We start from the raw sequence: 20,931 nt of genomic DNA on the forward strand, positions 1-20,931 counted from the left end.
CACCGTTTTTTTATACATTGTGATCACTGAGAAATAAGAGAAAAAATAGAATATAGACATTTCGTATGTTAAAGTTTAATTAACAAACCGTGTTGTGTAAGAAAACGCAAGCACAAAAATATCGCAAAAGGAGAATTTACAATGAAAAAAAGAGCCTTATCGCTTTTTCTGGCTGTTACAGTAATGGTTTTATCCACAGCATGCCAGAGTGCTCCTACTTCTTCGCAGGCGCCGGTCTCATCTTCTCAAGCTGCAAGCAGTGAAACATCAACACCGCAAGCAGAAACTGATACCTGGAAACCTTACGATGAAAATGGTCAGATCAAGCGCGACGACCGTGACGGCAACGGCGAAAACGGTGTTGTTTCAACTGGAAAATATGAAGCATCTGTAATTGGTGCTGAAGTCATTAAAAATGGCGGAAATGCCATCGACGCTGCTGTTGCAGTAGGATTTGCTCTTGGTGTTTGTGAGCCACAGTCATCTGGTATTGGCGGTGGTGGCTTTATGCTCATTCACAGTGCTAAGACCAATGAAAATGTGTTTATTGACTTCCGTGAAATTGCCCCTGCCGCTGCAAAGCCAGGCATGTGGGAAGTTGATGAAAAGGGCGAGCTTGTTGATGATTCCAAGTGGTTGGGTGGCCCTTCCGTAGGTGTTCCCGGTGAAGTTAAGGGTTTACTCTATGCATTAGAGAATTATGGAACGATGACTCGCGAACAGGTTATGCAGCCTTCCATTGACATGGCACAAAACGGTTTCGAAGTTTCTGCTGTTCTCAATAGAGACTCGATGGAGGAGTTTGAAGTTCTCACCAGATTTAAGGCGTGCGGAGATATCTATTTGAAAGATGGTTTCCCGTATCCTATTGGTTCCACCATTCAGAATCCGGAATTGGCAAAAACCCTTACCATGATTCGCGACAACGGCGACAAGGCCTTCTATGAAGGTGAAGTTGCAGAAGCAATGGTGAAAGCGGTTCAAGAAGCTGGGGGTATTCTTACACTTGAGGACCTGAAAAACTATGAGGTTAAACTCAGAACGCCTGTTAGCGGAACATACCGTGGGTATGAAGTTCTTTCTTCTCCTCCTCCTTCTTCAGGTGGTTCCACAATTATCGAAACCTTAAACATTCTTGAGAACTTTGATCTTAAGAATATGGAGCATAACTCTGCTGAACACTTACATGTTCTCACAGAAGCAATGAAAATGGCTTATAAAGACAGAGGATTCTTTGCAGCTGACACCGACTTCCGTGATGTCCCGCTCAATGGATTAACCTCAAAGGCATATGCTGCTGACCTTGCAGCAAAGATCGACATGGACAAGGCGCAGCTGTTTGAGCATGGTGATGCTTGGAGCTATGAATCTCCACAAACAACACACTACTCCATCATGGACAAAGAAGGCAACATCGTTGCTGTTACAAAAACCATCAACTACGTATTCGGTTCTGGCGTTGTTCCTGAAGGCTATGGCTTCATTATGAATGACGAAATGGATGACTTCGATGCTGAAGTTGGTACAGCCAATGAAGTTGAACCGGGCAAAAAGCCGATGAGCTCAATGTCGCCAACCATCATTTTAAAGGATGGCAAGCCAATTATGACCATTGGTGCACCTGGTTCCCAGCGTATTATCTCTGGTGTCCTTCAGGTTGTCTCCAACGTCATCGATTTTGATATGGACATTGCAGATGCAATCTATGCCCCAAGAATTCATGCTGGTTCTGACTGGACAACCAGCGATGAAACCATCATGTTTGAAACACGAATCGCTGCTGAAGTCAAAGAGAAGCTTGAAGCGCTCGGCCACCCTGTTTTAGAAACTGGAGACTGGATGGATTATCCTTGCGTACAAGCAGTTGTCATGCTTGAGGATGGTACTTTACGTGGCTGCGGAGACCCCCGTCGTGACGGTAAGGCAGTCGGATTCTAAACGTAAATAAAGATTTTAATTGTGAAGGAGTGCATCCGAAATTCGCATTGCGCTCCTTCACAAAAAAATGCAATCGGAATATTCTTGTTTCCGAATATACACAACTTGGAGGAATTATTATGAAGAAAAAATTATTAGCTGTTGTTTTAGCTATGGCATTTGCGGCATCTTTGGCGGCTTGCGGAGGTTCCGATAGCCCCAGTGCATCAGCGGCATCTTCTTCTGCATCAGCTGCACAAGAAATTAAAATTGAAGGCCTTAAAGAGGCGTTTGCAGAGCAACCAATTTTATTAACATCTGTTGGCCAGAGTGCTGATGTTGAGATGGTTAAGGTTATGATCGAGAAAAGCGAGTTAACCTACACGATGAGCACATTGGCAACTCCAGATGATTTGGGCGAAAACAAAACACTTCTGCTTGCAATCGGCGGCTCTTCAAAAGGTCTTGGCGCAGCAGGCATCGACGCAAACCAAGAGATTGAGCGTGTCAAAAGCCTTATTACAGCAGCAGATGAAAAAGGTATGAGCATTATTGCTGTACATATTGGCGGCGAAGCACGCAGAGGCGATCTTTCCGATAAGTTCATTGCCCCTTCTTTTGAAAAGGCAGACTATGCAGTAGTTGTTAAGGATGGCGACAAGGATCAAATGATGTCCAAACTGGCTTCTGATGCAGGCATTCCCATGGAAATTGTGGCTTCAATGGGCGAAGTGGTTACTCCGTTAAAGGCCGCATTCAAATAAACCATTCTTTCCACAATAAAAAATGAATTATCGGAGGAAACACAATGAGTATTGAGCTTATTATTTTCCTCACAATGGTTGCAACATTTATCGGAGGATGCTTCCTTTTGAAGTTACCTGTCAGTATTTCTATGGTAGCTTCTGCTGTTGCCGGCGCACTTGTTGCAGGTGAAGGCCTGCCACTACGTCACCTTGTTGAGGGTATGTTCTCATACGTCGATACGATTCTGGTCATTACCTGCGCAATGATATTTATGAGGGTAGTTCAAGATTCCGGTGCGCTTGACGCATTGGCTTCTTTGATAATCGAAAAGTTTCACAAAACACCTGCACTTTTGCTGTGCCTAATCATGTTGGTCATCATGTTCCCTGGAATGATTACGGGATCATCCACTGCATCGGTACTTTCAGCCGGCTCCATCATGGCGCCCGTCTTAATGCTGATGGGCATTCCGATGTTAGAAACTGCCTGCATTCTTGCCATGGGCGGCGTTCTGGGAATGATTGCACCGCCCGTTAACATTCCCGCTATGATTATCGGCGGTGGAATCGACATTCCTTATGTGGGTTTTGAGCTTCCCTTGGCTTTGCTCACTTTCCCACTTGCCATCTTCAGTGTTCTTTTTTTCGGTTATAAATACGTTAAAGCACTTGATTATCAAGCCATTAAATCAAAACTCAACAACGGCTCCAGAAAAGAGTTTGGCTTTAAGGTTTATATCCCGCTGTTCGTTGCCATTATCCTCATGGTGGTCAACAAAACCATTCCAGCGGTTCCTGACCTTGGAATGCCGTTAGTATTTCTTATTGCTGCAGGCGTTGGCATGTTTACAGGATATAAGATCAACATCGTCAATGTTTGCAAAGAGTCCATCAAAAGCGTTCTTCCTGTTCTGGGAATTCTTATGGGCGTGGGAATGTTCATTCAGATTATGACGCTGACAGGCGTCAGAGGCTTTATCGTAACAAGCTGCCTGAGTCTGCCGAATCTCCTTCTTTATATTGCGATGGCAATTTCCATTCCTTTGTTTGGTTCAGTTTCTTCCTACGGAGCAGCTTCAGTGTTAGGTGTTCCTTTCCTACTTGCATTTATGAGCAAAAACCAAATCGTAACTGCAGCTGCAATCTCTCTCATTGCTTCGTTAGGTGACATGATGCCACCGACTGCTCTTGCAGGAATTTTTGCAGCACAGGTCGTAGGTTTGGAGAAATATACCCCTGTTCTAAAAAAGTGTGTCGTCCCCGCGCTTCTGATTATTGCATGGGCAATATTCTTCATTGTGTTCGCAAACAAGCTCGCACCCTTCATTGTTTTGAAGTAGAAAGGAGTTACTTGCTATGATTACCTTAATTTATAGAGGAATTGTTGGCCTCGTTTTGGTTTTCACCGTTTGGAACCTCTTTTCTGAGAAAAAAATCGTTGATCAGGCTAATGCCGCTCTGGTGGTAATCCCCATGATTCTTCGGTTGCTCATGATAAAGTAAGGAGGCCGACGATGAAAAAGAATCATATAACAGGTGCGGTTTGCCTTGTTCTTGCCTTGGCAATCGCAGCTTACACTGGACTGAATTTTATGGAAATTCGAAAAGTCAGTGAAATACGCCCCTCTGCAAGCTTGACCCAAACACAAATGCTTTCAGAGTATTTCGATGGCATTAAAGGAACCAACGGTGATACCGAAATTTATGTCTTTGAGGGTGAAAAACCTGGTGGAAAGATGCTAATTCTTGGTGGAACCCACTGCAACGAGCCATCTGGATACCTCGCTGCAATCACATTTATAGAAAATGCAAAAGTGGATGCCGGAACTGTATATGTCATTCCATATACCAACCGCAGCTCACTAACGCACAACGACCCTCAAGAGGCTTCACCGCAATATTTGCACATTCCTACCTCCAATGGTGTTCGTGAATTCCGTTATGGATCTCGTGCCAGCAACCCGATTGACCAATGGCCTGACCCAGATGTTTATGTTCATGCAGCTTCAGGGCAAAGACTCTCGGGTTCTGAAACCAGAAACATTAATCGTGCTTATCCAGGAAAGCCAAACGGAACGCTCACTGAGAAAGTCGCATTTGCAATTGCGGAGATGATCAGAAAAGAAAATATTAACCTCACTTTTGACTTACATGAAGCTTCACCGGAATATCCCGTTATTAATGCTACCGTTTCTCACGAAAAAGGCATGAATGTTGCATCTATTGGTGTTATGGAGCTTCAAATGCAGGGAATTGCCATGGCTCTTGAGCCATCTCCAGTGAATTTGCATGGCTTGACCCATCGTGAGCTGGGTGACTATACCGATACTATTCCATTGCTTATGGAAACTGCAAACGCTTCACAAGGACGTTTGCGTGGTGCAACAAATGAAGAAATGGCATTAACTGGTAAAGATAAGGCGTATGTGAAGAGCGAGGCTCTGGGAATGCTTTATGTGCCTTACGATGAAACCGGACATCCGATTGAAGAGCGTGTTGGAAGACATCTTCAGGGAATTTTAGAATATGCTAAATCATATTCTGAAATTTATGCGGATACCCCTATTTCTTATTCTAGCGTACCAGGTTATGAAGAGCTGTTCACTCAAGCGCAGCCAACAGAGCTTGGCGGCCCTCAGCTCGGAAAATACTTAAATTAATCTTACTCATTGATATTTCCCTCTCTTCTTAAAATGCCTTCGGAAACAGCCGTTCCGAAGGCATTTGCTTTTTCTAAATTTAATAGATTTTAAATAATTGCTTTGGTCTTCCAATTTTTCCATAAATATTTTTTGATTCCACAACATTTTCTGAAATTAAATGTTGCAGGTAACGGTAAGTGGTTTGATATGCTAATCCCGTATTCTTGGCAATTTCACCAGCTGTTTGATAATCTGAACATCTGTTAAGGTAATTTACAATTAAAGAACGTGTGGTTGCCCCAATACCTTTCACAGTTGTTTCTTCATGGGAAGGTCTAAGTCGCATTAATTTGATATGTAATTTAATGCGAGAAATAATATCGGGCGCTTTGATTGGTTTCAAAGCAAAATCACTGGCTCCCGCTGCTAAAAATTGATCAGCAATTTGCTGGTCTTCATCAATTGTGAAGACGATAATAGGGACATTAAAATCTATCTCACGCAGTAACTTTACACCTTGAATTCCGTTTATTTCAGGCATATGGTAATCGATCAGAACAATGTCAGGTCGATGTTGCTTGAATAAGCGTAATCCCTCATTAACATCCGGCGCCAAAAAAGACTCCCATTTTTGAAATTCGAACACACTGTTTAATGCGTATCTGATTTGCCCGTCATCATCGATACAAAGGATTTTAATATTCTCATGATACATTAGACAATTCTCCTTTTGGTAAAATAAGCACTACCTTGGTTCCTGTGTTTACAGCGCTTTGGATAGAAACTGTTCCTCCGGAGTTGGTGATTACCTGTTTGACAAAGGCGAGACCTAAACCGTGAGAATCGCGAGTCGAATATCCGTTATTCCATGCGGAATCAATTTCCTTTTTGGTCATTCCCTTTCCGTTATCTGAGACAGAAATCTTGACGAACTGCTGTTGGTCTATTTGATGATCGTCAAGCGCAACCACAATCTTTCCTTTTTCGGAGTCAACGGCATAAAACGAGTTTTCAATCAGGTTTACCAAGGCACGAACAATTCTTATTTTATTGACATGCAACAGCTGCTCTGGAATATTGTTTTTTACTTGCACGAGGCTTGAATATTCTGAAATTGAAATTTGTGAAAGGACAGAGGAGATAACTTCCTTAGTTGGTAAAAGAGAGAAATGATTTTCATATAAAATTTCAGAAATCATATTGCTCATTCTGTCGATTGAATTTTCTATCTGATCAAAGTGCTCTAAAATTTTATTGTCGACTTGCACAGTTTGCGCCGACATCTTTAAAACACTCACCAATACTTGAGCTGATGCAAGCGGAGATTTCAAATCATGAACCAAATGTCGAAGTTCCATTGTCGTTCTGTTTTCAAGTGCCCTCATTCTTGATTCCATTATCATGCGCTCATTCTGCTCTTTCAGCTCACTGATTAGACGAAGCTTGTTTTCATCCCTAATCAAAAAGAACAGCAAAACACCCACAAAAAAGAATAAAAGGAAAAAGACTAAAGCAATAAAATTAAGAGTATCTTCAATTTCAAAAAAAGTTGCAATCATTTTAACTTCCCTGGATGTTTCTCCACGACCAAAGGGAAGATTATTCAGCATGGGCATGACATCAAGAAATTGCATTGCCGCGATAAAAGAGGTGACCATCAACACCTTTTTTATCATACTGACAAGATTATAGTTTGCCTGACTGATCAAAGTGAGCAAGCAAAGTAACGCCAATGCCGGAACGCCAAAATCATAGTGTATGTCATAAAGCTGTTCAATGATAAAATAAATGGGTGGAATAATAACGCAAACAATCAAAGCCTTTAGGAGCATTTTGCATCTGCTTTTGTCTGTAATCACAATCGACTCGGCAATCAGAAATGCGCCACAGTAATGGCCAAGACTACGTAATACGTTTAGGGCAACCAACCGTAAAGCTGTATTCATTAGTAAAACTGGTTGGCATGTCCGAATAGAGTTTACCAAATCCTCAGTGATGTGAAAGGTATCAATTGTCAGAAAACTCGGCATAAATAAACTGAAAAACATCAGAGCAATGCCGATGAACAATGTAGGCTTATGGGTTTTCATCGAAAGTTGTTTAGACATGGTGTTCCTCTATTTTCTACTGCTATTATTTCGAAAGTATATTTTCACTTTCTTTTTTTGCGAAAATCAGTGATTTATATCTTCTCAACGAATGAATCAAGATGAACGAAAGTGTCAGTAAAAATGAAAAAACAATGGTAATGCGATTAAAGCTCACGGTGTGAAACACAGGGCTTTTCCCAACAGGCTCAATGACCATGGGGTCAAATGGCATTGCATATTCAGCAGTGATTTTCTTAATATTCAATAAATTAACCACAGGAATTCCCTCTGCAAGGTACCTGTCAATCAGTCCACTTTTCTCATCAATAATCTTCATGTCAACAACCGGGGTGATTACCCCTTGTGGATGATTATCAGAACCGCTTCCAATTCCAAGGGAAGTTATATTTCCGCCAGCGGAGACAAAACAGTCAGGCTTAAAACGATCAAACAACGCTTTTTTTACTTTGATATTATCGCTATATTGGCTCTGCTCAAACCAATTCAAATCAAGCTGGATGATTCTTGATTTGATCTGCGACAAAAACTCAGGATTCATTCCCAAACCTACGTCACCATCTCCGCCCGCTGTGACCATAATACTATTGGATGAAATCAGACCATCTTGATAAAGGCGGTCTGCTATTTCGGGAAAGGTTAACTGAGGATTGTTCGCGCCATAGGTGGAAGACCCCACAGAGGTGATATAAGCAAGGTGAACATCCATTGCATCACAAGCTGCAATAACGGCAATATTGAGCGAAGGGAAAGAGCCCGAAAAGTTTGCACATACCACATCACCCTCTTTTACGCCCGCATCCACAAGCAATCTGACAACCAATGCCGCCATGTTAGGATCTGCTGTGGTTCGTTTTGCTTCAAGGGAACCAATCGTTGTGGTAATTTCATTAAATTCCTCTCCCAACATTCCCGTTTGGCAAACATCATATGAAAAGATGGGAATATTAAGGGCAGTCTTATATTGCTTCACTGCATTCATGCATTGCTGCATTTGCAAATATGCCTTTTCTTGAATATTTGCGTGAGCATATTGGGCGGTATCTGAATAAATAGAGATTAGCCATACAAAAATTGTGACCATAATAGCAGCTAAAATTAACAAACGAGGATAGCTGTTCTCCCTTTTCATATGGGCAGTACTCCTATCCTGTTCCACATTAAAATCAAAGCAAGAATCCCAGTAACAAGGACAAGAGATGTCACCGATTTGACTGTGCCTTGACGAACACACTCATTGGCGATAATTCCTGGAATCAATGTCCCGATAATTCCCGGGTTTTGTGGGAGAACGCCTGCAAAAGAAATGAGCATGTCAATCAAAACTGCTGTCATGATCATGACAGCAAACTGTCTTCTGCCGTATAAAATCACATATCGACTCAAAATCTTGACCGTGACAATGGTGAGAAAAACAATTACTGCTGTGTATATCACCCGATAAGGATTTTGCAGACATAGCACGAGATAACTTGGAACAATTAAACCTGCGGGGGAAATTCCGGTAAGCTCGGTAAAAATTAAGCTAATCAGGATGCCCAGCAGAATAATTTCATGATACATAGGGCTTGGACTCCTTTCTAATGCGATTCATCAGAAAATGACCCTGGTCGGCAATATTACCTGCCGCAAAAATTACCGTATCTTCATCAAGATTTGAAAAAACCAACTCATCGGCAGAAGAAAACAACTTGACTTCCAAAGGAAAGTCAAGTCTTGAGAGCCTTCGTCTCATGATTTGCTGTGATGCGCCCAAAAGCCAAATGTGTTGGGGATTTAAAAGCTTTGCCAACAACAACATATGCTCCGTTCGATATCCACGGTCCGGGCGATTATTAATTAACAAAATAAGATTTTTAGGCCTACAGCCCAGCTTAGACATAACACCCTCAAAGACGATGTTACTTGATTGTGGATCATTAATAGAAAGCCCATTAATAAACAGAGCGCCCGATGGCAGGCAATGCAAAGAAAGGGCATAAGGATCCCGTTTATAGCTTCTCATTTGACTTATGGCAAACTGTTCTTCAACCCCGAGATAGTTGCAAACAGCAAGCGCAACCGCAACATTTTCAGCAAAGTCAATATCGCAGTATTTAAAGTTTTCCACAGGAACCAAAACGGCTTTCGAGCCAAGCTGTTGTGCGTGACTTTGGATTCTGTTGAAAAAAGGCTTGTCCGTTGTGAACACTACACCGTTCTTTGGTATGGTTGAGCACAGTGAGTCGCAAATTTCATCGAGGGAATATCCCATTTCCTCTGTGTGATCAAGCCGAATATTGGTGATCACACCGATATCTGCGCACATCATGCGGTGCTGTGATATGTATTGAAGGGGTGGAGACACCGCCATACATTCCGCAACAAGAACCTGCGCATTTTGCGTTGCTGCCATTTTCAAAACCATAAGCTGCTCTTTGATATTCGCTTTTCCTACACGCTTAATCAGCGCTTCAACGTTCTCGGTGTCTATGGTCATAGGGAGCGTTCCGGTGGTCTTGCAAAATACTTTTTCGCCACCAGCACGTAATCCTGCATCAATCAATCGCGTCACGGAGGACTTTCCTCTTGTACCGTTGACATAGATGACATGCTTCAATTTTTTTCTGTTTCGCTTCGCGCAAGCTGCCTCCGCAAAAAGGTAACCAAGATAAACGAAAAAAAGAGTAATCGCTAGAATCTGCACAATGGTACTCCCTTTGCATCCCACTTTAATTTTCTATTAGATATACTATTATAAGTATACCATGGATGAGGGTTTTTTGCTATGTTTATTACTATAAATAGATGTTTCCAAGGAACTGTTTGGGTCTTTCATTTATCTAAAAAGAGTACAGTTATATGATAAAACCCTCCACTAATACACCAGACTTTTAATTTATGGTAAAATACAGAATGGGGGTGAGAGCTAGATGCGTACATATAAAACAGCAGAAGTTGCAAATATTATTGGCGTTCATCCAAACACTGTACGCCTGTATGAAGAACTCAGGCTTATTCCTAAGCCAGAGAGATTGCACAACGGTTATCGCATATTTACAGATCTGCACATTCAGCAGTTTCAGTTGGCTCGCACTGCACTTGAGATTGAGGTGCTGCAAAACGGCCTGCGCAAAAAGATTATGGATGTTGTCAAGACTTCAGCAGCGTGCAACTTTGATAAAGCACTTGCTCTCACAAAAGATTATCTGGAACAGATTCACATGGAGCAACAAAATGCATCAGAGGCAATTGAAATAGCGACACAACTTTTGAAAGGAAATGAAATTCAGGCTAGACTTAAGCTCAAACGCAAGGAGGTTTCCGAATATCTGGGCCTTTCGATGGATTGCTTGCGAAACTGGGAAATGAATGGATTATTGCAGGTAAAGCGAAAAGAGAATGGTTACCGAGTTTATACCAATGCGGATATACAGCGACTCAAAATCATTCGTTCTTTGCGGTGTGGAGGTTACTCGCTTGCTGCCATTTTGAGAATGCTTACAGAGCTTTCCGTAAACCCCAATACTAATGTGAAACTTACTTTAAACACTCCGAGACCGGACGAGGATATTATTACGGTTTGCGACAGATTGATTACTTCTTTAACGGCTGCCGAAGCAAATGCACTTGTCATTACACAGATATTAATAGATATGAAAGAAAAATATTTGTAACCCTCCACTTTAACACCAGTCTTTTGACTGGTGTTATTCTTTTTATACAAGAAAAAAGGAGGCTTTCAAATGGGGGAAGTTATCAAGGTATCACAACTCTACAAATCCTACGGGGGATTATCTGTGGTAAGTGGACTGACCTTTTCGGTTGGAAGAGGTGAGGTATTCGGACTACTTGGTGCAAATGGTGCAGGCAAATCCACCAGCATCGAATGTATATTGGGTACGAAAAAACCGGATAGTGGAATCGTATCTATTTTAGACTTAGATCCAAAAATACAACGCAAGCAGTTATTTGAGAAAGTTGGCGTTCAATTTCAAGAAGCAAATTATCAGGAAAAAATCAGAGTAGATGAGCTTTGTCAAGTGACTGCATCGCTTTATCGTGAGTCCGCAAATTACCGGGAATTATTACAAACATTCGGCATTTTGGATAAATCGCAAAACGCTGTTAAAGATCTTTCGGGCGGTCAGCGACAACGACTCTTCATCGTGCTTGCATTGATATCAAAACCTGAAGTTATATTCCTTGATGAACTGACTACGGGGCTAGATGCTAAAGCCAGACGAGATGTTTGGAAGATACTTGCTGATCTTAAATCAAAGGGGTTGAGCATTTTGTTAACGTCTCATTTCATGGATGAAGTCGAGGCGCTATGCGACAATATTTGTATTTTAAAAGCTGGGAAAACTGTATTTTATGGTACAGTTTCTGAAGCGATTTCCCAAAGCCCACATAAAAAACTTGAGGATGCTTATCTTTGGTACACAGAGGAGGAGGTTAGCTAATGAAGACCTTTTACACAATGCTTAAAACTGAGCTGAAATTATCTTTACGTGGAATGGATATGTTTATTTTTGCGATTTGCATGCCGCTTGTATTGCTTGTAATTTTAGGAATGCTCTATGGAAGTAAGCCCGCATATGACGGAGCAAGCTACACGTTTTTGGAGCAGTCCTTTGCGGCGCTTACAACCATTTCTATTTGTGCAGGTGGCGTAATGGGGTTGCCGCTGGTGGTGTCCGATTATCGAAGTAAAAAAATCCTAAAACGTTTTCAAGTTACGCCTATCAGTCCAATTTTAATTCTGTTAGTGCAGATAACAATCTATACGTTGTATGCAGTTGTATCGCTGTTATCACTAATTCTCATCAGCATGGTTGTTTTTGACATACGGTTTCAAGGGACATTGTTGAATTTTCTTGGAGGCTATTTTCTTGTCATGCTGTCGATGTTCAGCATTGGCATGATGGTGGGCGGTGTTGCAAGAGACAGCAAAGTTGCGAGTGCTGTAGCGAGTCTTCTGTATTTTCCCATGATTATTCTATCTGGTGCAACACTACCTTATGAAATCATGCCGATTATGCTTCAAAAGGTATCCGATGTCCTTCCTTTAACACAAGGTATTAAAATTCTAAAGGCAGCATCACTTGGATTACCTTTAGACAGTGTGCTAATTCCATTTATCGCAATGGTAATTTTAGCTGGTGTGTGTATTGGGATTTCTCTAAAATATTTTCGCTGGGAATAGCACTGCACTATTTGTTGCAAAGACGCTGTTTTTCGTTCACCTTGTAGAAGGATTTGAACCTTTATAACCGTCTGTAAGGCACACAGGCCCCACGGCATTTTCCTGTTGAGCAGTACACTTTACTTCGTTATATAAGGCCATCAAGGGGTATGGTTTTACTTGTTTTCTCTGGTGAAAGCAGGATGCGAACCCGAACCCAGCCCCTCCTGTTGTATAGTTAAGATTCAGAGACATAGCAAAAAGCCAGTAAACACAATGTTTACTGGCTTTTTGCATGGAGCTACTGGTCGGATTTGAACCGACGACCTGCGCATTACGAGTGCGCTGCTCTACCCCTGAGCCACAGTAGCATATACGAAAGTCTGGGTATTTCCAACCTCTGCTTTTTATTTGTCATACGAATGTGCCACTCTACCGACTGAGCAATACCAACATTTTTGCTTTGCTGCTTTAGAAATTGGCCGACGCTAATTATAGCATAAGACATAAGTCTTTTCAAGCTGTTGGTTATAAAAATTCTCTTTTTCTCCTCAGAAGGTCAAAGACCCCAATCGGAGCAGATACTCAATATAAAAAGGTAACGCCGGCTAGCGAAATATTATATAAAATTTTATCTTTTATTGATGTGCCCTTCAATATGAATAAGCTGATTTTTCCATCGAATACTAGAATGTAGCATTTGGCTGGAGGTGTGGCATGGACATAGAAGGAATATTACTGACAATAACATTGGCAAACATATTTTTTTTAAGCACGGGGTTGGCGGGCGTTGGCTTTGGATATGCTTCTGAGATTTGCGCCGTGTTACTGCTTGGGGTTCTATTGGTTGGAGCTAGGCGGTTCTTTAGAAACCTAACAGAATTTTTCACAAAAACAAAAAGTGCCGTGCTGATTTCAATGGCGGTTTATCTATCAGCGGATGCCGCCAACTTTTTTATTTTTGGCGATTTGGCGCTTGCGTGGCAAAAATATCGTGTAGTTGTGGTGTTGATACTTTTGTTCGCGTCGCTGTGCATCCTACGGCGTAGGCCAGACCTAACGAGGCTACTGCTGTTGGTGGTGGGGATGTCGTCAGTGGTGGTGTCAATTTGCACACTGGCGTATTATTTTTTGCCGTTCAGGCTACCGCTTTACTACACCGCGCGTTTTTCGATGCGCCGAGATTATAACATGTATGCAACCCAGCTGGTAACAGGCCTCATTGCGCTGGTATTTGGAGTTATTGCCACAAAAAACAAAAAGGCAATGATGGCCTTAACGGCGGCACTGCCTGTTATTTTGGCGGTTAGCGTTTTATCCGGCTCGCGAAGGGTCCTCATTATGCTGCCCGTTGTGTTGCCGGTAGTGACCGTGTCACTTGTTGCAGCGGGCATAAAATTATTTGGCACGTGCAGGGCGGGCGCGGTTATAGGTTGCTTAGTGGTTGTAACGGCGCTCACCGTTGCAGAGACGGCACTATTTCAGCATGGCCTAACACAGATAAATGCACCGGGCAGCCAAACACGAAGTATTGCACAAGCCCCTGCCGTCGAAACAGAATTAAGTGAACGTTATGAAACGATCCGTAGCAGTTCTATTTTAGAAAAACGCAAGGTTATCTGGGGCATAGCAATTGAAGCGCTTTTAAAATATTCTGTCCCAGAGCTGATTTTTGGCCGGGGAGGTGGAGAAAATATCTCATTATACGATAAAACTACCACCCCGTTGGATGCAATTTACCCCGATAGGCAGGCTCGGCTGGGTGCGCTCTCGGCGCACAATATGATGCTGGCTGATTTGCTCGACGGCGGGGTGATCAAGCTTGCTGCCTTATTATATCTCGTCTTTGTATCGGGGATTAGCTGCATTATAATCGCCTTAAAGCGGCCGTTTATTGGGCTGCCCATTGGCATGATTCTGGCGGTGTGCATGATAAACAGCATGGTTTCTAACCGTTTTGGGTTGCTGTACGACCGCTATTTTGTTCTGTTCACGGCGCTGGCAGCAATTGAATATCAAACGGTCAAAGTGCTGATATACGATCGACGAATAAAAGGAGGAAACAGCAGATGAATCACCGAATTGCCATGGTGACGACGGCACATCCGCACGACGATGTGCGAATTTATCACAAAGAAGCCAAAGCACTGGCAAGGGCTGGATGGCGGGTAGAAATTATCAATTCCCATTTTGCCGGAACGGATGAAAACGGCATTCGGTTTTGCAGGGTGGCGTTGCCTGGCGGGCGGCTCTGGCGCATGCTGGGGGCAAGAAAGGCTGCGGTTGAAGCGCTTTTGAAAAGCCGGGCGGATATCTGCGTGTTGCACGACCCAGAGCTGCTGCCGCTACTTTCTTATTTACAGCGTATGGTGATTATCACAGTCTATGATGCACACGAAGATCTTCCAGCTCAGCTGGTTACCAAGCCGTGGATTCCCACACTTTTCAGTGGCACTGCGGCACGATGGGGGCGCAGGCTGCTGACACGGTATTTACCGCTGGCCGATGGGGTATTGACCGCCACCGACGGAATTGCCCAGACCCTGGAGGGACTAAACAACCGAATTTGTGTGGTACAAAACCGACCCACGCAGGAGGATTGCGCCTTGTTTGATGCGGCACGCAACAGCGCCACACCGGTACCGAACGCCGTCTGTTACGCGGGTGCGCTTACGGAACAGCGGGGACTCTACCGTATGATACGCTGCTGTTATGCCGCGGGGGCAACGCTGATGCTGGCGGGGGCATTTGAAAACGAAGCGGTACAAAAAAAAGCAGAAGCCATGCCAGAATATACCTGTGTACAATATCGCGGCGTGCTGGAACGACAAGGTATCGCCGAGTTGTACGCTAAATGCAGCGCGGGGCTCGTGTTGCTGGCCGATACACCTTCATACCGCGAAAGTGAACCTATCAAACTGTTTGAATACTTGTGTGCAGGGCTACCGGTGATTGCTAGCGATTTTTTGCATTGGCGTGAAATTGCGTTGACATCGGGGGTGACCTTTGTTGCCGACAATCAAGACGATGAAGCAGTGTTTGCCATTCGGCAGGCAATAGCCCACCCGGTTGAAGTGGATATTAAAGCAGCTCGGCAAAAATTTGGTTTTAAAGCGGACGAGGATCGGCTTTTGCAATTCTTTGACGCGTTAGAGCAGAAGGGAAGACGGCAACCATCAACATTCTAATAGTTAATCAATATGCAGGTTCACCTGAAATGGGAATGGAGTACCGCCCTTATTACCTGTCGGCGGCACTTACGTGCATGGGGGAGAAGCCTGCAGTTTTAATGGCGAGTTTTTCGCATCTGCGTAAAAAAAATCCTCAAGTAAAAAATGACCTTGTGCTCATGGATCTACAGGGCGTATCTTATTGCGTCCTAAAAACATCTTCCTATATTGGCAACGGGGTAAAGCGAGCGCAAAACGCCATGCAATTTGCCGCCGGATTATGGCGGCACCAGGGCCAACTGGCCAAAATGTTCAAGCCCGGCGTTGTCATTGTTTCCTCCACTCATCCGTTTGATTTTTTTGCCGCCAAGGCGTTGGCTAAAAAAACCGGTTCCGTGCTGGTTTTTGAGGTGCATGATATCTGGCCGCTATCTCTGATCGAACTGTACGGCTTTCCTCAGACACATCCGCTGATGCGTCTTACAGATTATTTAATGCGCTGCGCCCTTGAGCAGAGTGATGCAGTGGTATCACTGCTGCCGAGGTTTGAACGTTATTGCAAGGACCGCAAATTTACACCAAAGCGCATTGCTTATATCCCCAATGCCTTTGCCGAGGAAACGCAGACCGCGCCGCCGCCGGAGCATCTGCAGGCGGTGCGAGAAGCGAAGGAAAACTATTCGGCCGTTGTCATGTACGCAGGGGGCATCGCGCGTGCCAATGCAGTGGACGAGCTTCTAGCCATCGCGGCGCTTTTGCCCTTTGTCGCTTTTGTTTGCGTGGGTGCGGGCGCAGAAAGGGACGAACTTTTTCGCATCAAGACAGATAACGTCATTTTTTTGCCTGCGGTATCGCATCCACAGGTGCAACCACTGTTGCAGCAGGCAGATCTGCTGTGGTTGGGCGTTCGAAATTTGTCGGTTTACCGTTATGGCATTGCCATGAACAAGCTTTATGATTACATGGCGGCGGGGCGTCCTGTTATTATTTCTGCACCTTGCAAATATCACCCTGTTTCTTATGCAAAATGCGGGATAACGGTGCCTGCTTCGGACAAGATACAAACACGAAATGCGATACTTAGAATGATGGCCTTAACCGATAGGCAGCGGCATATAATCGGCATGCGCGGCAGGCGGGCAATCGAGCGGAAATACCGCTATGAGGTAATCGCAGAATATTATCAAACGCTTTTGGAGGAACTGAGCGGTGGGAAGCAGAAAAAGACATGAAAAATCTGTTATCGGCACACGGCAAAAAGGGCTGAAAGTCCTTATAAAATGGTTTGCAGATTCCATAAAGGGTCTGCTGTTCCCGCCTAAGCTATTGGTCAAGCTTAAAGGAGAACCGCAGGCGCTCTATCCACGTATGAGTAGAGGGGAGATCCGCCATGTTACTGCCGCCATTTGCAAAGCTGCCTTTCGTAATGCAAAATGAACAGGTGCAGCTGTTCTATCAAGCATTACGTCAAAAACAGAGTCAGCTTGTAATCAAGCGCATCATGGACATCCTTCTGGCACTGTTCCTGTTGTTGCTGCTGGCAGCACCCATGGCAATTATTGCGGTCATGATATTGGCTGAGGGTAACGGCGGGGTGCTGTTTCGGCAGCAGCGTATCACACAATATATGAAGACTTTTACCATCTACAAATTTCGCACCATGGCGCCGCAGAACAAACCACAGACACGTATTACAGTTCACAATGATGACCGTATCACGGCGCTAGGAAGGTTTTTACGCCGCTACCGGCTCGACGAGCTACCACAGCTCTTTAATATCTTAAACGGCGATATGAGCTTTGTTGGCCCTCGTCCTGAACTGGATTGCTTTGTAGCGTATTATGATGACACTATGCTCTCAACGTTACTGTTGCCTGCCGGGTTGACGTCGCAGGCGTCGCTAAAGTTTTGTGACGAGACTAAATATCTCGATGCCGATGACAGCGAACGGGTCTATAAAGAGCTGCTGTTACCGCGCAAAATGGCACTCAATGTCGCGTATATTACACATTTTTCTCTTGGGGTTGATATTGCAGTGCTTTTTGCGACACTTAGACATTTCCTAAATGCACAGGTTGACGAATTTGATAATAACGAGTAAAATAGAGTGGACATCAAAGTGGGTTTCTTTTAAAACAAGGGAACTCACTTTTTGAGATTATTGGTTTAAAAATGCGCTGTATTTGGGCGCAAAGGTAAAAGATAGAATTTTATTTGCAGCAATGCAATAATAACGGCTCGTTTTCGCACATAATAGGCGAACCGCTGAGATTGGTGGTGTGCAGCTAGAGTGATCGACACAGAAATTGTACGGTCGGCAAAAGAAGGGAACCAAGAAAGTTTTGCCCAGGTGTATGACATGATTGCACCTGAGCTTTATAAAGTTGCGCTTTACACCCTCGGTAATGAGCAGGATGCCGAGGATGCCGTAAGCGAAACCTTTGTGGAAGCCTATAAGGGTATCAAAAACCTCCGAGATGAGGGCAGCTTCAAACGCTGGATGATGACCATTCTTTCAGTGAGGTGCAAACGCCACATTGCTGGCTACATAAAGGAACGTAAAAATATCGACATTGACGATCTTCTTGAAGAACCTAGCGTGCCGGACGGCGTTTCGCCATCCGACAAAATATCAGTCTGGGATGCGGTCGGCACACTTGCTGAAGAAGAAAGACAGATTATTATGTTAGCGACCGTTCAGGGCTACACGACCCGCGAGGTATCGGAGATGTTAGAACTACCTCATGGCACTGTCAGCAGCAAGCTGCACCGGACATTAAGAAAGCTGCGGAGAATTTTAGAATAACCCAAAGCTATGACAAAAGGGGGGACTGCCGTATATGAGCGACCACGAACAGGACAGAATGACAGAAGATATGCAAGATGAACAGCAATGGCTCAGAACGCTTTTACTGCGTGACAGCGAGCGGTTCCAACTGCCCGACTCCTTAAAATCTGAGAATCTTCTGCACAAGCTGGAAACGCTGGAGGCACCAGCGGACGAAGACACCAAGGTGCTTGAAATTAAACCGAAAAAACGTAGCAAAACCATCTATTTTAGATATTTGTCCTATGCGGCCTGTTTAGCAATCGTTGTCTTCGGGTGGTTTAATGCTCGGCAGAGCAACACGATGTCGGCTGCGCCACAAGATTTTGCATCCAAAGCCGCGCCAGCCGAAATTGACGACGCAACGATGTCGGGGCCGGCTATGATGGCTGCTGAATCGTCGATGGTAGAGCCGGAGGTCGAACAGCCAGTGGCTGAAAGCTATTCGCAGGTCTACGACGCGCTGACAACGATTTGGGATAATAGCTACGCCGGTTCTTACGACTACGGTATCGCTAATGACGGTAACGGTGAGCGCATCATGCTTGAAACGCCGGTTGCCGATGCAGCTCCTAAGGCAGATATCGGTGGCGGTAACGGTGTTTACCAAACCAACGTCCAGGTCGAGGGTGTTGACGAATCGGATATTGTTAAGACCGATGGCACCTATATTTATCAATACCGCTTTGATCCCACCACGGGCGGCGCACAGATTGCGATTTCCACCGCAAACGGTTTGAAACTGCTTTCGACCATTTTACTGCCAGAATATGCTGACGCCGAACTGTATCTGAGTGGGGATCGTCTGGTTGTGGTGCAGTCGGTGCCGGCAAAAGAAGCCGAAACACTTGTCGACCCCATCGAGGAAACATTGTCCTCTTATCTGGACGACAGCGCGGCAGCCGACAACCAAAATGCTGCGACTAGGGATTCCGAGAATGTTGTTGTGCCAGATTACTACCGTGACCGTCCCGTCCGCCGTGCGAGATATGTTGCGATGACCGAGGCGCTTACCTTTGATATCAGTAACCATAAGATGCCTAAAGAAATCAGCCATTACCACCAGGATGGCAGTTATGTTTCGTCACGTCTGTCTAATGATACGCTTTATTTGGTCACCAACAAGACAGTCAATGGTGATATTTGGACCGCTTCAGATCCCATTTATGAGTATTTGCCGATAGTGGGTAAGGACGAGAAGGTCGGAGTGCTGCCCGCAGGCGATATCGTTATTCCCCCTTATCTTGAGAATTTAAACTACGCGGTTGTGACTGCGCTTAATATTTCAACACAAGATGCTGACACCAAAGCGGTGTTGGGAATGGCCGACCAGATTATGATGAGTCAGAACAACCTGTATCTGACCGCCAATGTAATGGCTGCCGACAGCCGGAACTGGCGTGACCGTTTTACCGGCATCACGCGTTTTTCAGTGACCAACGGTGGGCTGAAGTATCTTGCGAGCGGCAAGGTTGCGGGATATATAGACAATCAGTTCTCGCTGGATGAATACGGCGGCAACCTGCGCATTGCGACGACGTCGTATAACGACGACGATGAAACGGTCAACAATCTTTATGTGCTCGATGGTTTGCTGCGGCCTGTTGGATCGGTAGAAGACCTCGCAGAGGGTGAACGTATCTATTCGGTGCGCTACGTCGGTGAAACCGCTTATGTTGTCACCTTTCGTGAGACCGACCCATTGTTTGTCATCGATCTTAAAGACCCGGCAAAGCCTGTGGTGAAGGGGCAATTAAAGCTGCCCGGCTTTTCGGAATATCTGCACCCCATCGACCAAAACACCCTGCTTGGGTTGGGCGTGAACACCGTTGTCACCCAACATGGTGGTGTTTTTCAAGATGGCCTTAAATTGTCACTCTTCGATGTCAGTGATCCGACAAACCCAAAGGAAAAGGCCAGCTTCTTGCTGGGCAATGCAGGTAGCACCACCGAGGCACTGCAAAATCACAAGGCGATTATGTACTATCCTGAGCAGAGACTGATAGGTTTTCCGGCCACTATTTATACCGTGCAGGGTGCTTCCGCCAATAATCCATGGTCGGGTTCGCAACAGGTTAGTTTTGCTGGTTATCTGGTGGTTAGAATCGAGGCCGATGGCTTTGAAATTATCGGTACATTGCCCAATGAGGATTCCAGTTCTTCAACGGGATTTATGCGGTATAATTCGAGCAACACCATCTCGCGGGGCATCTATATTGGCAAAACACTTTACACCATTTCTCCCGCGCGGATAATGGCTTATTCGCTTGATAACTTTGAACGGATTGGCGAACTAAAATATTAACAATGATCCGAGCTAAGCTTCGGTCTAAAAAAGCACAGGGTTTTTATAT

The 20,931-nt window shown here is 44.4% G+C and carries 20 protein-coding genes and 1 tRNA gene; 15 read left to right on the plus strand and 6 right to left on the minus strand.

The window, feature by feature from the left end; all coding sequences use genetic code 11:
• Nucleotides 1-141: 141 nt before the first annotated feature.
• From ggt to RBH76_00955, 5 genes are all read left to right on the plus strand, one after another.
• Nucleotides 142-1,938, plus strand: a complete 1,797-nt coding sequence (gene ggt / locus RBH76_00935; protein WMJ84018.1) for a gamma-glutamyltransferase — start codon at nucleotides 142-144, stop codon at nucleotides 1,936-1,938.
• Between the two features lie 119 nt (nucleotides 1,939-2,057).
• Nucleotides 2,058-2,681 (plus strand): DUF6305 family protein, encoded by a 624-nt coding sequence (locus RBH76_00940; protein WMJ84019.1) that lies wholly within the window; start codon nucleotides 2,058-2,060, stop codon nucleotides 2,679-2,681.
• A 44-nt stretch (nucleotides 2,682-2,725) separates the two neighbouring features.
• Complete coding sequence (locus RBH76_00945) at nucleotides 2,726-4,003, plus strand: TRAP transporter large permease subunit (protein WMJ84020.1); 1,278 nt, start codon at nucleotides 2,726-2,728, stop codon at nucleotides 4,001-4,003.
• 16 nt (nucleotides 4,004-4,019) lie between these two features.
• Nucleotides 4,020-4,166: a hypothetical protein gene (locus tag RBH76_00950; protein ID WMJ84021.1), complete on the plus strand. Its 147-nt coding sequence runs from the start codon at nucleotides 4,020-4,022 to the stop codon at nucleotides 4,164-4,166.
• Between the two features lie 11 nt (nucleotides 4,167-4,177).
• Nucleotides 4,178-5,323: a succinylglutamate desuccinylase gene (locus RBH76_00955; protein ID WMJ84022.1), complete on the plus strand. Its 1,146-nt coding sequence runs from the start codon at nucleotides 4,178-4,180 to the stop codon at nucleotides 5,321-5,323.
• 79 nt (nucleotides 5,324-5,402) lie between these two features.
• Here RBH76_00955 and RBH76_00960 read toward each other — a convergent pair whose 3' ends face one another.
• The 5 genes from RBH76_00960 to pgsB are packed head-to-tail and all read right to left on the minus strand — an operon-like array spanning nucleotide 5,403 to nucleotide 10,123.
• Nucleotides 5,403-6,020: a response regulator gene (locus RBH76_00960; protein ID WMJ84023.1), complete on the minus strand. Its 618-nt coding sequence runs from the start codon at nucleotides 6,018-6,020 to the stop codon at nucleotides 5,403-5,405.
• Nucleotides 6,010-7,413 carry a HAMP domain-containing sensor histidine kinase gene (locus tag RBH76_00965; GenBank protein WMJ84024.1) on the minus strand — a complete coding sequence of 468 codons (1,404 nt, stop codon included), beginning with the start codon at nucleotides 7,411-7,413 and terminating at the stop codon, nucleotides 6,010-6,012. Before RBH76_00965 ends, RBH76_00960 begins: the two co-directional genes overlap by 11 nt.
• Nucleotides 7,414-7,438: 25 nt before the next feature.
• Nucleotides 7,439-8,545, minus strand: coding sequence for a poly-gamma-glutamate system protein (gene pgsW, locus RBH76_00970; protein ID WMJ84025.1), 1,107 nt, complete (start codon nucleotides 8,543-8,545; stop codon nucleotides 7,439-7,441).
• On the minus strand, nucleotides 8,542-8,976 hold the full coding sequence (gene pgsC / locus RBH76_00975; protein WMJ84026.1) for a poly-gamma-glutamate biosynthesis protein PgsC: 435 nt from the start codon (nucleotides 8,974-8,976) through the stop codon (nucleotides 8,542-8,544). Before pgsC ends, pgsW begins: the two co-directional genes overlap by 4 nt.
• Nucleotides 8,966-10,123 (minus strand): poly-gamma-glutamate synthase PgsB, encoded by a 1,158-nt coding sequence (gene pgsB, locus RBH76_00980; GenBank protein ID WMJ84027.1) that lies wholly within the window; start codon nucleotides 10,121-10,123, stop codon nucleotides 8,966-8,968. The genes pgsC and pgsB overlap by 11 nt, the downstream gene beginning before the upstream one ends.
• A 202-nt stretch (nucleotides 10,124-10,325) precedes the next feature.
• Here pgsB and RBH76_00985 point away from each other — a divergent pair, with 202 nt between their 5' ends.
• The 3 genes from RBH76_00985 to RBH76_00995 all read left to right on the plus strand — a co-directional run bounded on the left by RBH76_00985 (nucleotide 10,326) and on the right by RBH76_00995 (nucleotide 12,601).
• Entirely contained in the window at nucleotides 10,326-11,069 is a 744-nt protein-coding gene (locus tag RBH76_00985; GenBank protein ID WMJ84028.1) for a MerR family transcriptional regulator, read from the plus strand.
• 69 nt (nucleotides 11,070-11,138) lie between these two features.
• Entirely contained in the window at nucleotides 11,139-11,858 is a 720-nt protein-coding gene (locus tag RBH76_00990) for an ABC transporter ATP-binding protein (protein ID WMJ84029.1), read from the plus strand.
• Nucleotides 11,858-12,601, plus strand: a complete 744-nt coding sequence (locus tag RBH76_00995) for an ABC transporter permease (GenBank protein WMJ84030.1) — start codon at nucleotides 11,858-11,860, stop codon at nucleotides 12,599-12,601. Before RBH76_00990 ends, RBH76_00995 begins: the two co-directional genes overlap by 1 nt.
• Nucleotides 12,602-12,876: 275 nt before the next feature.
• On the opposite strand, the gene RBH76_01000 is transcribed toward RBH76_00995, so the two are convergent.
• A tRNA-Thr gene (locus RBH76_01000) sits at nucleotides 12,877-12,951 on the minus strand.
• A gap of 346 nt (nucleotides 12,952-13,297) precedes the next feature.
• Between RBH76_01000 and RBH76_01005 the strand changes: the two genes are divergently transcribed.
• The 7 genes from RBH76_01005 to RBH76_01035 all read left to right on the plus strand — a co-directional run bounded on the left by RBH76_01005 (nucleotide 13,298) and on the right by RBH76_01035 (nucleotide 20,882).
• The gene (locus tag RBH76_01005) at nucleotides 13,298-14,653 is read left to right on the plus strand and encodes a hypothetical protein (protein WMJ84031.1); all 1,356 of its coding nucleotides are present in this window, start codon (nucleotides 13,298-13,300) and stop codon (nucleotides 14,651-14,653) included.
• Complete coding sequence (locus RBH76_01010; GenBank protein ID WMJ84032.1) at nucleotides 14,650-15,768, plus strand: glycosyltransferase; 1,119 nt, start codon at nucleotides 14,650-14,652, stop codon at nucleotides 15,766-15,768. Before RBH76_01005 ends, RBH76_01010 begins: the two co-directional genes overlap by 4 nt.
• A 35-nt stretch (nucleotides 15,769-15,803) precedes the next feature.
• Complete coding sequence (locus tag RBH76_01015) at nucleotides 15,804-16,982, plus strand: glycosyltransferase family 4 protein (GenBank protein ID WMJ85178.1); 1,179 nt, start codon at nucleotides 15,804-15,806, stop codon at nucleotides 16,980-16,982.
• Nucleotides 16,960-17,187 carry a hypothetical protein gene (locus tag RBH76_01020; GenBank protein WMJ84033.1) on the plus strand — a complete coding sequence of 76 codons (228 nt, stop codon included), beginning with the start codon at nucleotides 16,960-16,962 and terminating at the stop codon, nucleotides 17,185-17,187. The genes RBH76_01015 and RBH76_01020 overlap by 23 nt, the downstream gene beginning before the upstream one ends.
• A complete protein-coding gene (locus RBH76_01025) occupies nucleotides 17,141-17,851 on the plus strand; it encodes a sugar transferase (protein ID WMJ84034.1) in 711 nt (236 codons plus the stop codon). The genes RBH76_01020 and RBH76_01025 overlap by 47 nt, the downstream gene beginning before the upstream one ends.
• 189 nt (nucleotides 17,852-18,040) lie before the next feature.
• A complete protein-coding gene (locus tag RBH76_01030; protein WMJ84035.1) occupies nucleotides 18,041-18,556 on the plus strand; it encodes an RNA polymerase sigma factor in 516 nt (171 codons plus the stop codon).
• Between the two features lie 34 nt (nucleotides 18,557-18,590).
• On the plus strand, nucleotides 18,591-20,882 hold the full coding sequence (locus tag RBH76_01035; GenBank protein ID WMJ84036.1) for a beta-propeller domain-containing protein: 2,292 nt from the start codon (nucleotides 18,591-18,593) through the stop codon (nucleotides 20,880-20,882).
• Nucleotides 20,883-20,931: the final 49 nt, after the last annotated feature.

It is taken from the genome of Oscillospiraceae bacterium MB24-C1 (assembly GCA_030913685.1).
GTDB lineage: Bacteria > Bacillota > Clostridia > Oscillospirales > Ruminococcaceae > Yanshouia.